The sequence below is a fragment of the Leeuwenhoekiella polynyae genome (assembly GCF_004104075.1).
Classification (GTDB): domain Bacteria; phylum Bacteroidota; class Bacteroidia; order Flavobacteriales; family Flavobacteriaceae; genus Leeuwenhoekiella; species Leeuwenhoekiella polynyae.
On the sequence record NZ_QOVK01000013.1, the window covers coordinates 76,498 to 91,766 of the forward strand.

A 15,269-nucleotide genomic window follows, 5' to 3' on the forward strand; every position below is an offset into this window, starting at 1 on the left:
TCAATAATATCAGATAGCATGCCTACGATACTTTCTTACCTACGATCGCAGACCAACCTCCCAGAAAGCAGCATCAAAAACACCCTGCAGCTGCTGGAAGAAGATGCGACAATTCCTTTTATTGCGCGCTATCGCAAAGAACGCACGGGCAATCTGGACGAAGTGCAAATCGGAGATATCGTAAAATTTAAAGAGCAGTTTGAAATTTTAGAAAAACGGAAAGCCACTATTCTAAAAGCTTTAAAAGAACAGGAAGTATTAACCCCCGAACTTCAAAAGCAGATTGAAGATACAACCGATGTAACGGTTTTAGAAGACTTGTACCTTCCGTATAAGAAAACGCGAAAAACCAAAGCCGATACCGCCCGTGAAAACGGACTCGAACCCCTGGCCAAAATCATCATGGCGCAAAATACCCGGGATGTAGAAGATGCTGCTGCCCGTTTTCTAAGTAAAGATATCTCCTCAACAGACGATGCGCTTGAAGGTGCCCGCCACATCATTGCAGAGTGGATTAATGAGCGTACAGACCTGCGTAATTATCTTAGAAATCAGTTGACGCGTCACGCCCAGATCACGACTAAAGTGGTCAAGTCTAAAAAAGACGACGAGAAAGCTCTGAAATATAAAGATTACTTTGAATGGGAAGAATCGCTCTCACGTATTCCCTCCCACCGCTTTCTTGCACTTTCCCGTGCTGCAGAAGAAGGAATTATACGACTCAAAGTAGCTCTTGAAGATGATCGGGCGTTGGAGCACTTGGAAAACCGACTCCTTAAATCTCAAGGCGATTGTGCAAACCAAATTAAAGTAGCTGCCGCAGATGCCTATAAACGTTTGTTGTTTCCGGCATTGAGTAATGAAGCCCTAAGTGCTGCAAAAGAAAAAGCAGATGCTGAAGCGATTTCGGTTTTTGCTAAAAACTTACGCCAGCTTCTTCTGGGTTCGCCGCTGGGTGAAAAACGCATTCTGGCAATTGATCCCGGTTTTAGAACGGGTTGTAAAGTAGTCTGTCTTGATGAAAATGGCGGACTTCAACACAACGAAACCATCTATCCGCATCCCCCAAAAAACGATACTAAAGGTGCGATGCGTAAAGTCAGTTTTCTGGTTGACGCGCATAAAATACAAGCCATTGCTATTGGAAACGGAACCGCCAGTCGGGAAACCGAACAGTTTATAAAACGCATGCAATTCAATCGGGATATTGAAGTTTTTGTAGTTAGCGAAGCCGGTGCGAGTATTTATTCGGCTTCAAAAATCGCACGGGATGAATTTCCCAATTACGATGTGACCGTTCGCGGTGCAGTTTCCATCGGACGCCGTCTTGCAGATCCGCTAGCCGAACTGGTAAAGATTGATGCAAAATCAATCGGTGTAGGCCAATATCAACATGATGTAGACCAAACCAAATTAAAAAATGAACTCGACCGTGTGGTTGAAAGTTGCGTGAATACTGTAGGTGTTAACATCAACACCGCCAGTGTACCGCTGTTGAGTTATGTTTCCGGAATTGGCCCTAAACTGGCAGAAAATATTGTTGCCTATCGCGACGAAAACGGTGCTTTCGCTTCGCGGAAAGAAATATTGAATGTTCCTCGTTTGGGTGCTAAAGCTTATGAACAGGCAGCCGGTTTCCTGCGCATTAAAAATGCCGAAAATCCGCTGGACGATTCTGCAGTGCATCCCGAACGCTACGATTTGGTTGAAAAAATGGCCAAAAGTCTCAAGGTTTCTGTGGAAGAATTGGTGGGCAACAAAACGGTTTTAAAAGAATTGAGTCTAGAAGATTATGTAACCGATGAAGTGGGCGAACTGACGCTGAAAGATATTGTAGACGAACTCGAAAAACCCGGGCTCGATCCACGGGAGCCGGCAAAGGCGTTTACCTTCAATCAAAATATTAGAAAAATCGAAGATTTAGAAGTGGGTCAGTTATTGCCGGGAATTGTAAACAACGTCACCAATTTTGGGGCTTTTGTTGACATTGGCATTAAAGAAAGTGGACTGATTCATATTTCAAACCTCGCAGACGGTTTTGTAAGTGACGTAAATGCACACGTGAGTTTACAGGAACAGGTTGTTGTTAAAGTGCTTGAAGTCGATATCAAACGGAAGCGTATTCAGCTTAAATTGCATAAACTGAATGCTTAACTTCTGATACCAATCAACAAACACTAACGTGTTGTTGATACACTCAAAGTGACATCAAATTAATAAAACTGTGCTCAAAATCGCATACCATCCCATCTACAAACATCCACTTCCTGAAGGACACCGCTTCCCTATGGAAAAATACGAGCTACTCCCCAATCAATTGTTGCACGAGGGTACCTGCACCGAAGCAAATTTCTACGAACCGGGATTTCCGGAAGAAAAATACATCACGGCTGTTCATACCCAGGAATACGTCACCAACCTCAAGGCACTTAATATCGAGCGCAGAGCGGCACGCAAAATTGGCTTTCCGCTTTCACAAGAATTGGTAGATCGGGAGCAAATTATCGCACAGGGTACGATTTTGGGTTGCCAGTATGCGTTGGAGAACAGCATCAGCTTTAATATCGCCGGCGGTACGCACCACGCCTATTCTGACCACGGGGAAGCTTTTTGCCTGTTAAACGATCAGGCCATTGGCGCGCGCTACCTGCAGTTACAGGGATTAGCGCAACAAATTCTCATTGTAGACCTCGATGTGCATCAGGGCAACGGTACGGCTGAAATTTTTCAGGAAGATGATTCGGTGTTTACCTTTAGCATGCACGGCGCGGGCAATTACCCGTTTAAGAAAGAAGTTTCTGATCTCGATATCCCAATACCTGACAAAAGCGGCGACGCTTATTATTTAGCCAGGCTAAAAGAGACGCTTCCCCGCTTGATTGATCAAGTAAAGCCCGATTTTGTTTTTTACCTCAGCGGCGTTGATATTCTAGAAACCGATAAGCTTGGAAGGTTGTCGTGCAGCGTTGAAGGCTGTAAAGAACGCGATCGTTTTGCACTGAGTTGTTTTCGCGAAAGCGGAATTCCTGTACAGGTAAGTATGGGCGGCGGCTATTCTCCAAATATTAAAATAATTATTGAGGCACACGCCAACACCTATCGTCTGGCTCAGGAAATTTATTTTTAAAAGCTGAATTTCAATACCTTAAAGACGCCTGGGGTGTTTTCACCCTTTTTCAACATAAAAAATTGGTTTATAGCTATTTATGTCTATTTTTGTTAAAACTCTTAACAATTTTAAAAAATGAAGAAATTTACTATCTTTTTTGCCCTTACCATTTTTGCTCTTGCATTCAATTCTTGTGATGCAGTTGATGAATTGACTGAAATTGATGTTGATACTACTATCACCAAAGATTTAGTGATTACCGTTGCCGAAGGAGAAACCACTTTTTCAGAAAGTGCTTCTATCAGTATAGATGATGATGATGTGCAAGATAATCTTGATAAAATAGAAGATTTACAAATCACAAAACTTACCTACCAAATTCTTAGCGTAAGTGGTACTGAAGATGTTATCGCGTCTGGTAGTTTTACTGCTGCAAGCAGTACGTATCCATGGTTTTCTGCCGGAGATAGTACTTCTGTTAATCTAACGACTGCCGCTGCTGATGGAACAGTTTATGAAATTGAAGTGAACCAGGCTTTAGTAGATGCGTTTGAAGCAGACTTGAGAAGTGGTGCTACAGCAACTTTATCAGCTTCAGGAACTGTATCTGATGCTCCTGTAACCTTTACTGTACGCATTACCGCTGACGTAAAAGTAACTGTTGATGCAATCTAACTAGATAATCAACTACTAAAAAACCCGATGCCATCACATCGGGTTTTTTATGTCTTGATTTTTCTGAAAACGGGTAAGTGCAGGTGGCACACTTGTTAATAATGCTTTATATTCGTAAAAAATTAACAATTATTTTATGCCGATACCTGAAAATGCTCGGAAATACTGGCGCGAAAACATCAAATACCTCTCCATTTTATTGATCATTTGGTTTGCAGTTTCCTTTGGTTGCGGCATACTTTTTAAAGATTTTCTCAATCGATATAGTTTGGGAGGTTTTAAATTGGGCTTTTGGTTTGCCCAGCAAGGCAGCATCTATGTGTTTGTGATTCTCATTTTTGTCTACATCCGGTTGATGAATAAACTGGATAAGAAATACGGATACAACGAAAAATAACCCACACCAACCAACTCATTATGGATGTTCAAATCTGGACCTGGCTACTCGTAGGCGTATCTTTTGCGCTTTATTTTGGAATTGCAATCTGGGCCCGTGCGGGTTCTACTAAAGAATTTTATGTTGCGGGCGGCGGGGTCTCCCCGTTAGCTAACGGAATGGCAACCGCAGCAGACTGGATGAGTGCGGCCTCGTTTATCTCGATGGCAGGTATTATCTCGTTTGCCGGTTACGATGGTTCGGTCTACCTAATGGGTTGGACCGGGGGTTATGTACTGCTTGCGCTTTTGCTGGCGCCATATCTGCGTAAGTTTGGCAAATTTACGGTACCCGATTTCATTGGCGATCGTTATTACTCCAATACCGCACGTACCGTAGCTGTGATTTGTGCCCTCATTGTATCGTTTACCTACGTGGCCGGGCAAATGCGCGGTGTGGGTATCGTTTTTTCACAATTTCTTCAGGTCGAAATCACTACCGGGGTGATTATTGGGATGGCTGTGGTTCTGGTATTCGCTTTTTTAGGCGGAATGAAAGGCATCACCTATACTCAGGTAGCGCAATACTGTGTGCTTATTTTTGCATTTATGGTACCTGCTATTTTTATTTCGATACAAATGACCGGTAATATTATTCCACAGATTGGGATGGGCGGTCGTGTGGAAGATGGTACCTACCTCCTTCAGAAATTAGACAACCTACATACGCAGCTGGGCTTTAAAGAATATACCGAAGGCACCAAATCTACCTGGGATGTCTTTGCGATCACATTGGCATTGATGGCCGGTACTGCCGGATTGCCCCACGTGATTGTGCGCTTTTTTACCGTTCCTAATGTAAAAGATGCCCGTAAATCAGCCGGATGGGCATTACTGCTTATCGCTATTCTATATACCACGGCACCGGCAGTTTCGGTATTTGCACGTACCAATTTAATTGAGACGGTAAGCAATCAGGAGTATTCTTCGTTACCCGAATGGTTTAAAAACTGGGAAAATATGGGACTCATTGCGTGGTCTGATAAAAATGAAGATGGAAAAATTCAATATGTAAACGGTGAAGCTACCTCTGGAAAACCCGAATTCACGGATACCCGCGGAGCATACGGCGAGCGCCTGATCAGCAATGCATCTCCCGAAACCAACGAACTCTATGTAGACCGGGATATTATGGTACTGGCCAATCCTGAAATAGCACAACTACCCGCCTGGGTGATTGCTTTAGTCGCCGCCGGTGGACTCGCCGCAGCGCTGTCTACTGCTGCCGGATTGTTGCTGGTCATTTCGACTTCGGTTTCTCATGACTTGATTAAAAAACAATTAAAACCGGATATTTCAGACAAAGGCGAATTGCTGGCGGCACGTATCAGTATTTTTGTTGCTGTGGTTGTGGCAGGACTCTTTGGGATTTATCCGCCGGGATTTGTAGCTGCCGTGGTCGCACTGGCTTTTGGTCTCGCGGCTGCCTCGTTCTTTCCGGCAATTGTTTTGGGAATTTTTGACAAGCGTATGAACCGCCAGGGCGCCATTAGCGGAATGATCGTAGGTATCGTCCTGATGCTGTTTTATATGATACGGTTTAAGACCGGCCTCATTGGTGTTCTAGACCCCTTACCGGCATCCGAATGGTGGTTTGGAACCTCACCTGAAGGTTTTGGAACCGTAGCGATGACGGTAAATGTGGTTATCTCAGTTATTGTTTCCAGACTCACACCTGCACCACCTGAAGATGTGCAGGATATTGTAGAAAACATACGAATCCCCAGCGGTGCGGGAGAAGCTCACGATCATTAATTTTAGTTGTATTCGTCAGACTAAAAATGACCTTTGAGGAAAAGAAATATTACGACAGAATAAGGGCTCGATTTATAGGTCGAAAAGTAATCCAAGTCTATTATGAGGAGTTAAATTATGATTCAGATGCTGAGTTCTGGGAATATACTTCCGAAATTCATTCTGTTGATATGAATGTTATATTTCAATTTGATAACAATGATTTGATTCAAATAAAGTGGGATAATGAATTTTATTGTTACGGAATTGGTTTTGAGGAATTAAAAAAAAATCGACTACCGTAAAAACATTAAAACCATCAAACTAACTGAAAACAAAAATTGGAAAAAGCTAATAAAAAATAAAATCTCTGAAATCACAGTTTTCTGGGATATTAGTGAGGGAGTACAAACCGTTTTACAAAATCATTCACCTACAAAGAATCAATTTGATGTTCGTAAAATTCCTCAAACTTGGCAAATTGAATTTGGTAGTGAAAAAATATGGATTTCTGCCTTAGAAATTAAAGATGGAGAAACTAGCTCATATTGGGCTGACCATTTAACAATATTATTTACAAATCAAGGACAAGAAAAGTTTGAACTGATTAAAAATTCACGTAAACAAAATACCATAATTTAAACTTTATCATTTGGCTAATTTCAAATTCAATCACATTGCACTTTCGGTAAAAGATGTGAATGCCTCGGTTGATTTTTATCAAAACGTATTTCAGTTTGAGGAACTGGAAAATACCGCTTCCAACTCGAAGACACGCTGGTTATCGCTTGGTGAAGGCAGAGAATTACACCTGATTCCCAGGTCTGATGCGGTAATTAAAACCAATAAAGCCGTTCATTTTGCTATGGCTACTTCAGATCTAACTGCATTTATCACCCATATTGAAACTCTTGGTATTGCGTATTCAGATTGGAAAGACACACCTTTAAAAAACTACGTCAGAGATGACGGAATTAGGCAAGTTTATTTTCAGGATCCCGATGCCCACTGGATTGAAGTCAATGAAGCCTTCTGATTTCAAGTTTAAATCATCAGTCAATTTTCTAACTGGTTTGCGATAATTATCCAAATTCATAATTTTTTGGCAGAAAAATTAATGAAATCAAAACATTCCCTTTAGAATTTTTCAAAAAGAATCGATATCGTTTTAGTAATTTTAAGCGTTACAACTACAAGTATTAAATCGCATGAGTAATTATCATATCAAACATTTAGAAGAATATTTTCAAGTCTATCGCAAGTCGGTACGTAATCCAGAAAGCTACTGGGAAGAAATCGCCGAAGAACACTTTATGTGGCACAAGCGCTGGGATAATGTGTTAAGCTATGACTTTGATAAGCCTGAATTTAAATGGTTTGAAGGAGCAAAACTCAACATTACCGAAAATTGCATCGACCGCCATCTGCGTACACGGGGTGACAAAACAGCCATCCTTTTTGAGCCCAACAATCCGGATGAAGAAGCACTGCACATCAGCTATAACGAGTTGCATGAACGCGTTGCTAAAATGGCTAACGTACTCAAATCACAAGGCATCAAAAAGGGAGACCGCGTCTGCATTTATTTACCTATGATTCCCGAGCTGGCTGTTTCAGTCCTGGCTTGTGCGCGAATAGGCGCGATACATTCCGTAGTATTTGCCGGGTTTTCTTCCAGTGCGCTTGCTACACGTATTAATGATTCTGACTGTAAACTGGTTATCACCAGCGACGGTTCTTTCCGGGGTAGCAAAACAATCGATTTAAAAGGAATTGTTGATGAGGGATTGAAAAAATGCGAAAGTGTCGAAACCGTTTTGGTTGTAAACCGCATCAATGCTGAAATCGACATGAAAGAAGGGCGTGACCAATGGCTTCAACCACTTCTGGAAAAAGCTGAAACTACCTGTGCTCCTGAAATTATGGATGCTGAAGATCCGCTGTTTATTTTATACACTTCGGGATCAACCGGAACGCCCAAGGGAATGGTACATACCACAGCCGGGTATATGGTCTATTCTGCGTTTACCTTTAAAAATGTATTTCAATACCGGGAAGATGATGTGTACTGGTGTACGGCAGACATCGGCTGGATCACCGGGCACAGTTATATTGTTTACGGTCCGCTGGCCAATGGTGCAACGACCGTTATGTTTGAAGGCGTGCCCAGCTATCCTGATTATGGTAGATTCTGGGAGATTGTAGAAAAACATAAAGTCACCCAGTTTTATACAGCGCCAACGGCAATTAGAGCTTTAGCCAAAGAAAACCTGGAACACGTAGAAAAGTATGACTTAACCTCCTTAAAAGTATTGGGTACCGTAGGCGAACCCATCAATGAAGAAGCATGGCACTGGTATGACGAAAATATCGGGAAGAAAAAAAGTCCGATTGTAGATACCTGGTGGCAAACCGAAACCGGGGGAATTATGATCTCGCCTATTCCCTACTCCACCCCCGCGATTCCAACATTTGCGACTTTGCCGCTACCCGGTATTCAGCCTGCATTGATGGATGAAGAAGGCAACGAAATTAAAGGCAATCAAGTTGACGGAAGGTTGTGTATCAAATTTCCCTGGCCCTCAATGGCCCGTACCATTTGGGGTAATCATCAACGGTATAAAGAGACCTATTTTTCAGCGTTTAAAAACATGTATTTTACCGGCGACGGCGCTTTACGCGATAGTGTAGGCTATTACCGGATCACCGGTCGTGTAGATGATGTGGTGATCGTAAGCGGTCACAATCTGGGTACCGCACCTATTGAAGATGCGATTAACGAGCATCCTGCAGTGGCCGAAAGCGCCATTGTGGGTTACCCGCACGAGGTGAAAGGTAATGCGCTTTACGGGTATGTGATCTTGAAAGAAACCGGTGAAAGTCGTAATCAGGACAATCTACGCAAAGAGATCAATCAACTGATTTCAGATCGAATTGGCCCAATAGCCAAGTTGGATAAGATTCAGTTTACAAATGGACTTCCTAAAACCCGAAGTGGTAAAATTATGCGTCGTATTCTGCGTAAAATTGCTTCTAACGATACGTCAAACCTTGGAGACACCAGCACATTACTAAATCCTGAAATTGTCCAGGAGGTAATGGATAATGTGATTAAATAAGATTTACGCATAAAAAGTAAACCTTTACTTCAATCTCTAAGTGAGATAAAGTTTTGATTTTTAAACTAAAACGCCCTTTAGTAAAAATTAAAGGACTTTTAGTTTAAAATTAATCATTGACATTCGCTGAAATTAATAATTTTGATATCTAATTAAAATATAAAATATATTGGAAAACTTAAACAACCAAAGACCTCCAAAAACCTGGCTTGTAGAATCTATTTTATCTACTGTTTTATGCTGCTTACCTTTTGGCATTGCCGGTATTGTTAACGCTGCAAAAGTTGAATCTCGTTTCTATGCAGGCGATATAGAAGGCGCAGAACGCGCTTCAAAAGAAGCCAAAAAATGGACAATTGTAAGCGCCGTAGTAGCTGTAAGCTTTGCATTTTTGTATGTAATACTAATTGTTATAGGTGTTGCCAGTAGTCAGTTTTAAACAATTAATCTATATAGGCAGTGCAATTTTGATAGTGTCTACTGCCTATATTTACAAAACATACAATCCTCTGGAAGTAGGCTTTTTCCCCAAATGTCCGTTTTATACATTAACTGGGTTTTTCTGTCCAGGTTGTGGCTCTCAAAGAGCATTACATCATTTGCTAAATGGAAACATACTCCTTGCGTTTGAAAAAAACGCTTTGTTTTTGATTGCTTTACCGTATGTTGGTTTTGGCGCTTTTTTAGACATCAAGAATAATTATAATAACAAGCTAATCCAAATTCGAAAAACATTCTATGGAACATTAGCTATTTGGGTTGTTTTCTCTATAATAATCATCTTTTGGATCGTTCGAAATTTGTTTTAAAAATCGCTTTTCTTTAAAACTTTATAAAAATAAAATGCCACGATATAAAACTATCGTGGCATTTTTAATTTAGATTGGGAGCAGCCTACTTACTCAGCATCAACAGTTCACTGCATAAAATTTCAGTAAAATAGCGTTTCTCACCTTGTTTGGTTTCATAAGAACGAGAGGTTAATTTTCCTTCTATGGCGATTTCTTTACCTTTTGAGACATAGTTTTCAACGATTTCTGCCGTTTTACCCCAGGCAACTACATTGTGCCACTGCGTATCTGTGACGCGTTCGCCATTATTGTTTTTGTAAGTTTCATTAGTTGCAATACTAAATTTTGCCAGTTTCTTACCCGATTCCAGATTTACGATTTCAGGATCATTGCCTAAGTTTCCGATCAACTGTACTTTGTTTCTTAATGTGCTCATGATTTTTGTTTTACGTTAAACAGTTAATAATTATTTACACTGCAAAGATGCATGTGGAAACAAATACTAATCGGTTGCGAAACAATTACTTTCGCTTATAGTCGTTTGTAAGCGTTTGTATTCGGAATAATAAGCACTACTAATCAAAAAAAACTTTGTTAAAAAATAACCTATTGCCTTTTAGAACTATTACAGACAATTTCCCAGCAACCTAACAACAGTCCAACTTTACGCTCACCACCTTCTACGAATCTCCCTCTTTGCGCGCAACAAAACTTGTGGAATATGTACGAACGGCTTTTAGATTTTTTTTTAAAACAGAAAGTATTACTGCGTTCTTACACAAAATGCTTCAGGCGCTTTAAAGATTGTAGAAGAATGCAACCCATTTACAACAGGCAGTGAATATCTTACTTTTTGACACTCACAATTCCGTAAATGGAATTCGTGAATATTGCAAGACGAAAGATGACTCCAATAATTATATTCGTATTCAAGTTGAAGATCTCAGAATTCATGAAAATGAAGAAGAACTACCTATTGAGCTAAGCCGAGAAAGACAAGCTAAAAGACTTTTTTTTATCCGGTACAATCGAATGTTTCACGAGTACCACATGATCTGAATTGGAAAAAAAAGCTAAAGATCTTGATTGGGATGTTTTATTAGATGCTGCGGCCTTTACCCCACATCAGAATTGAATTTGTCTAGGATCGAACCCGATTTTGTCTCCTTATCATTTTTAAGATTTTTGGTTATCCCACAGGCCTGGGTGCGCTGCTGGCTCAGAAATCAAAATTCAGTGAATTATTTAAACCTTGGTTTGCGGATGGTACCGTAACTCTAGCCAGCATCAAACCTCCGCATCATTATTTAACCAAAAACCATGAGCGCTTTGAGAATGTAACCTTAAATTATCTAGATATTCCTGCTCTAAAAACCGGTTTAGATTATGTAAATGCTGTTGGAAGACAACGCATCAACAAACGGGTAAATTCACTTTCTAAATATCTTTTTAATAAACTCAACAACCTCAATCATAAAAAATGAAACTAAAAAAGTTAGACTCTTTGGTCCACAAGACCCCCTTCAAACCGGAAGAACTTTGATTATGTGTTTTTATGATTCTGCAGCTACGTAAATTCCATTTGAAGAGATAGAGCGCAGAGCCAATGCTCATTATATTTCATTATGCCCCGGCTGTTTTTGTAATACGGGTATTGATAAGACCAGCAATGATGTTAATTCTGACAAATTACCCGATTTTTTTACCAGTAACCATCAAGGTGGATATCGAGAACTCATTAATGCCATACAAAAAATGCGAGGAGCAACACGTATCTCGGTCGTTCTGGCAACGACAAAATCTGATTTAGATCAATTTTTAAACTTCGTAGACAGCTTAACCTAACAGACTTATAGTTTGCCAACTTTTTAATGATTTTTTACGAATAAATAACAATTAGAAAAAGCCTAATATCTTCGCATATTTTATCCACAATTTTATAAGTTATGAACGTTGACAACACAAAACTTTCCATTTAGGTTAAGTGCTTCGCTACTAGCATTTGCAAGCTTTTCCTTTAAAACACAATTATTAATTTAAAATTAATTTTCTGTAAACTTTTTACATTTTAAAAAAACATTAATTATTGAAAATCAATTAATTAAACTTATTTTTTTGACAACTTTTAGCATGTGTCAAAATACAATGTTGATAACAATGTTGAAAAAGTTAGCACCACCACTCACCATGCAAGGCATTAAAATTTCAACTTTATACTTCTCAAAAGCTATCATTTTTTAACGTCTACTTGTATGGAAATTACCGAGGTAATAAAAAGGGATTTTACGACCAAAACCTTTCATTTACACAAAATCACAAACGCTATTTTAAAAGCCATGACCGCGGTTGAACACGGTGGCCCTAAGGATGCAGAAGAAATCTCTCAAAATGTTTATACTGCGCTTCTGGAGCGTAAAAATGCAGATACTGCTTACAAACCTACTGTAGAAGAGGTTCAGGATTTTGTGGAGAACAAACTGATGGAAGGTGGTTTTTTTGATGTTGCAAAAGCCTATATCCTATATAGAAACGAGCAGGCTCAAAAAAGAAAGGCTAACATTTTTGAAAAAAGAATCAACCTAAAACCATACGATTATCCTGCACTTTATGAATATGTGCCTGCAATTAGACACTCCTATTGGATTCATACAGAATTTAATTTTACCAGTGATATACAAGATTTTAAAACCCGCCTTTCTGATACTGAGCGTAGCGCTATAAAGAATACGATGCTAGCCATCTCTCAGATAGAAGTAGCTGTAAAAAGCTTCTGGGGTGATATTTATCATAAAATGCCTAAGCCAGAAATTGGTTCTGTAGGCGCAACCTTTGCCGAAAGTGAAGTAAGACACCACGATGCCTACTCACACCTCCTAGAAATTTTAGGCCTTAATCAGGAATTTAAAAACCTGAAGAAAAAGCCGGTGATTATGAAGCGTGTTCATTACTTGGAAACCGCTTTAAAAAACGCTAAAAGTGATGATCATAAAGAATATGCCGAGTCTGTTTTATTGTTCTCTTTATTTATAGAGCACGTATCCCTGTTCTCGCAGTTCTTGATCATTATGGCCTTCAACAAACACAGAAACGTCTTAAAAGGCATCTCTAACGTGGTAGAAGCGACTTCTAAAGAAGAACAAATTCACGGAGATTTTGGTATAGACATCATCAATATCATTAAAGACGAAAATCCGGAGTGGTTTGATGCAGATTACCATAGTATGATTCAAGATATGTGTAAAGATGCATTTGTAGCAGAGAGCGACATCATAGACTGGATTTTTGAAGCAGGCGAAATAGAATTTTTACCAAAAGTTTTGGTTAAAGAATTCATCAAAAAGAGATTTAATGATTCCCTTGAAAGTATAGGAATCGAAAAAATATTTGAGGTAGATGAAACCCTTCTCGCAGAAACCGAATGGTTTGACGATGAGATCATAGGCACCAAACACGGAGACTTTTTTGTAAAACGCTCCATCAACTATAGTAAAAGAACACAAAGTATAACCAGCGACGACTTATTTTAAAACAATGAACGAATCAAAATTACACCTCGGAGAAGAGTTACAACAAAAAACCACAAGCGCAACTGATACCCTTGCACAAGCGAGAAAAGAAGCGCTTAAAAATTCATCAGAAAAGCAAGAACATAAGTTTGAATGGTTAAATGATTTCAGTAGAAACTTTTTAGCATCAGGCTACCTTACTAAAGGAGTTACTCCAGAAGGGCGTATCCGTGAAATTGCAGATCATGCAGAAACTATATTAGGTATAGCTGGTTTTTCAGATAAGTTCTACGGCTATATGAGCGAAGGTTTTTATTCACTGGCTTCTCCGGTTTGGTCAAACTTTGGTAAAGAGCGTGGTTTGCCAATTAGCTGCTTCGGTTCTCATATAGATGATGACATGGGTAACATTTTATACACCCAGTCTGAAGTAGGTATGATGTCTAAACTAGGTGGTGGTACTTCTGGATATTTTGGAAAAATTAGACATCGCGGTGCTGATGTGAAAAATAACGGTCAGGCTTCTGGAGCTGTACACATTATGCAGCTTTTTGAATCTATGGTTGATGTCGTAAGTCAAGGTTCTGTACGTCGTGGTCGCTTTTCTCCCTACTTACCGGTTGAACACCCGGACATTGAAGAGTTCTTAGAAATAGGTACCGAAGGTAATCCTATTCAAGAATTAACACACGGCGTATCGGTGACCAACCAGTGGATGGAAGACATGGTAGCCGGTGACGAGAAAAAACGTGCTGTATGGGCTAAAGTACTGCAACGTCGCGGGGAAATGGGATATCCTTATATCTTCTTTAAAGACAATGCAAACAACGGTGCTGCAGATGTGTTTAGAGATAACAATCACACGATCTACGCTAGTAACTTGTGTACAGAAATCATGTTACCCTCTAATGAAAATTGGTCATTTGTTTGTGTACTTTCTTCAGTTAATGTTTTACACTATGATAAATGGAAAAATACTGATGCCGTAGAAACTATGGTTCATTTCTTAGATGCTGTGATTACAGAATTCTGTGAAAAACTAGAGGTTTATCGTGATTCTGATAGCCGTGAAGATCGCCAGACCTTCTTGTTTATGGAAAGAGCCTATAATTTTGCTAAAGAAAACCGGGCATTAGGATTAGGTGTTTTAGGTTGGCACTCGCTATTACAATCTAAAATGTTGCCGTTCAACAGTCAGGAAGCCTATGATCTAAACAGTGAAATCTTTAGAACTATCAAAGAAAAATCCTACCAGGCATCAGCAGCTTTAGCAGATCGTTTTGGCGAACCTGAAGCTTTAAAAGGTTATGGAAGACGCAATGCAACTTTAAATGCAATTGCTCCCACAACCTCATCTGCATTTATATTAGGTCAGGTATCACAGGGGATAGAGCCTATTTGGTCTAACACCTATGTAAAAGATATCGCTAAAGTAAAAACCACAATTAGAAATCCGTTTTTAGTTGATTTACTAGAAGAAAAAGGTAAAAATACTACTGAAGTTTGGAGAAGCATCAGAGACTTTGATGGCTCTGTTCAACATCTAGATTTCTTATCAGACTTAGAAAAAGATGTATTTAAAACCTATTCTGAAATCGATCAATTAGACATCGTTTACCAAGCTGCTAACAGACAAAACCATATTGACCAAGGTCAATCTGTGAACATCATCGTTCACCCGGAAATGCCCGTTAAAGACATCAATAAAATTCATATTACTGCCTGGAAACTGGGGTTAAAATCTTTGTATTACCAGCACAGCATGAATGCTGCTCAAAAATTCAAGCAGAAAAAAGCCTGCGTAAGTTGTGAGGCTTAATCAATAGAATTTTTTTATTTAAGTAAGTGTTGCAAGAGCCGGTAGAAATACCGGCTCTTTCTTTTATAAGAACTTATTTTC

At 39.6% G+C, this 15,269-nt stretch carries 13 protein-coding genes; 12 read left to right on the forward strand and 1 reads right to left on the reverse strand.

All coding sequences use genetic code 11. From position 1 onward, the window contains the following. Positions 1 to 18 precede the first annotated feature (18 nt). The 9 genes from DSM02_RS13555 (at position 19) to DSM02_RS20795 (ending at position 9,881) form a co-directional block, all read left to right on the forward strand. Entirely contained in the window at positions 19 to 2,154 is a 2,136-nt protein-coding gene (locus DSM02_RS13555) for a Tex family protein (RefSeq protein WP_128766157.1), read from the forward strand. Between the two features lie 70 nt (positions 2,155 to 2,224). Then, a complete protein-coding gene (locus tag DSM02_RS13560; RefSeq protein ID WP_128766158.1) occupies positions 2,225 to 3,127 on the forward strand; it encodes a histone deacetylase family protein in 903 nt (300 codons plus the stop codon). Between the two features lie 117 nt (positions 3,128 to 3,244). Next, positions 3,245 to 3,784, forward strand: a complete 540-nt coding sequence (locus DSM02_RS13565) for a hypothetical protein (RefSeq protein ID WP_128766159.1) — start codon at positions 3,245 to 3,247, stop codon at positions 3,782 to 3,784. A gap of 136 nt (positions 3,785 to 3,920) precedes the next feature. Then, entirely contained in the window at positions 3,921 to 4,181 is a 261-nt protein-coding gene (locus tag DSM02_RS13570; protein ID WP_128766160.1) for a DUF4212 domain-containing protein, read from the forward strand. A gap of 20 nt (positions 4,182 to 4,201) precedes the next feature. Beyond that, positions 4,202 to 5,974, forward strand: a complete 1,773-nt coding sequence (locus tag DSM02_RS13575) for a sodium:solute symporter family protein (protein ID WP_128766161.1) — start codon at positions 4,202 to 4,204, stop codon at positions 5,972 to 5,974. A 631-nt stretch (positions 5,975 to 6,605) separates the two neighbouring features. Next, the gene (locus tag DSM02_RS13580; protein WP_128766162.1) at positions 6,606 to 6,989 is read left to right on the forward strand and encodes a VOC family protein; all 384 of its coding nucleotides are present in this window, start codon (positions 6,606 to 6,608) and stop codon (positions 6,987 to 6,989) included. A gap of 172 nt (positions 6,990 to 7,161) precedes the next feature. Beyond that, entirely contained in the window at positions 7,162 to 9,072 is a 1,911-nt protein-coding gene (gene acs / locus DSM02_RS13585; protein WP_128766163.1) for an acetate--CoA ligase, read from the forward strand. Between the two features lie 169 nt (positions 9,073 to 9,241). Continuing rightward, positions 9,242 to 9,511, forward strand: coding sequence for a CD225/dispanin family protein (locus DSM02_RS13590; RefSeq protein WP_128766164.1), 270 nt, complete (start codon positions 9,242 to 9,244; stop codon positions 9,509 to 9,511). Between the two features lie 34 nt (positions 9,512 to 9,545). Beyond that, on the forward strand, positions 9,546 to 9,881 hold the full coding sequence (locus DSM02_RS20795) for a DUF2752 domain-containing protein (protein WP_382402979.1): 336 nt from the start codon (positions 9,546 to 9,548) through the stop codon (positions 9,879 to 9,881). Between the two features lie 85 nt (positions 9,882 to 9,966). Here the strand turns inward: DSM02_RS20795 and DSM02_RS13600 are convergent, their stop codons facing one another. Then, positions 9,967 to 10,299, reverse strand: a complete 333-nt coding sequence (locus DSM02_RS13600; RefSeq protein WP_128766166.1) for a single-stranded DNA-binding protein — start codon at positions 10,297 to 10,299, stop codon at positions 9,967 to 9,969. Between the two features lie 778 nt (positions 10,300 to 11,077). Here DSM02_RS13600 and DSM02_RS20800 point away from each other — a divergent pair. From DSM02_RS20800 to DSM02_RS13615, 3 genes are all read left to right on the forward strand, one after another. Further along, the gene (locus DSM02_RS20800; RefSeq protein WP_382402980.1) at positions 11,078 to 11,347 is read left to right on the forward strand and encodes an aminotransferase class V-fold PLP-dependent enzyme; all 270 of its coding nucleotides are present in this window, start codon (positions 11,078 to 11,080) and stop codon (positions 11,345 to 11,347) included. Between the two features lie 768 nt (positions 11,348 to 12,115). Further along, entirely contained in the window at positions 12,116 to 13,390 is a 1,275-nt protein-coding gene (locus DSM02_RS13610) for a ribonucleotide-diphosphate reductase subunit beta (protein ID WP_128766167.1), read from the forward strand. Positions 13,391 to 13,394: 4 nt separating this feature from the next. Beyond that, positions 13,395 to 15,188, forward strand: a complete 1,794-nt coding sequence (locus DSM02_RS13615) for a ribonucleoside-diphosphate reductase subunit alpha (protein WP_128766168.1) — start codon at positions 13,395 to 13,397, stop codon at positions 15,186 to 15,188. Positions 15,189 to 15,269 lie beyond the last annotated feature (81 nt).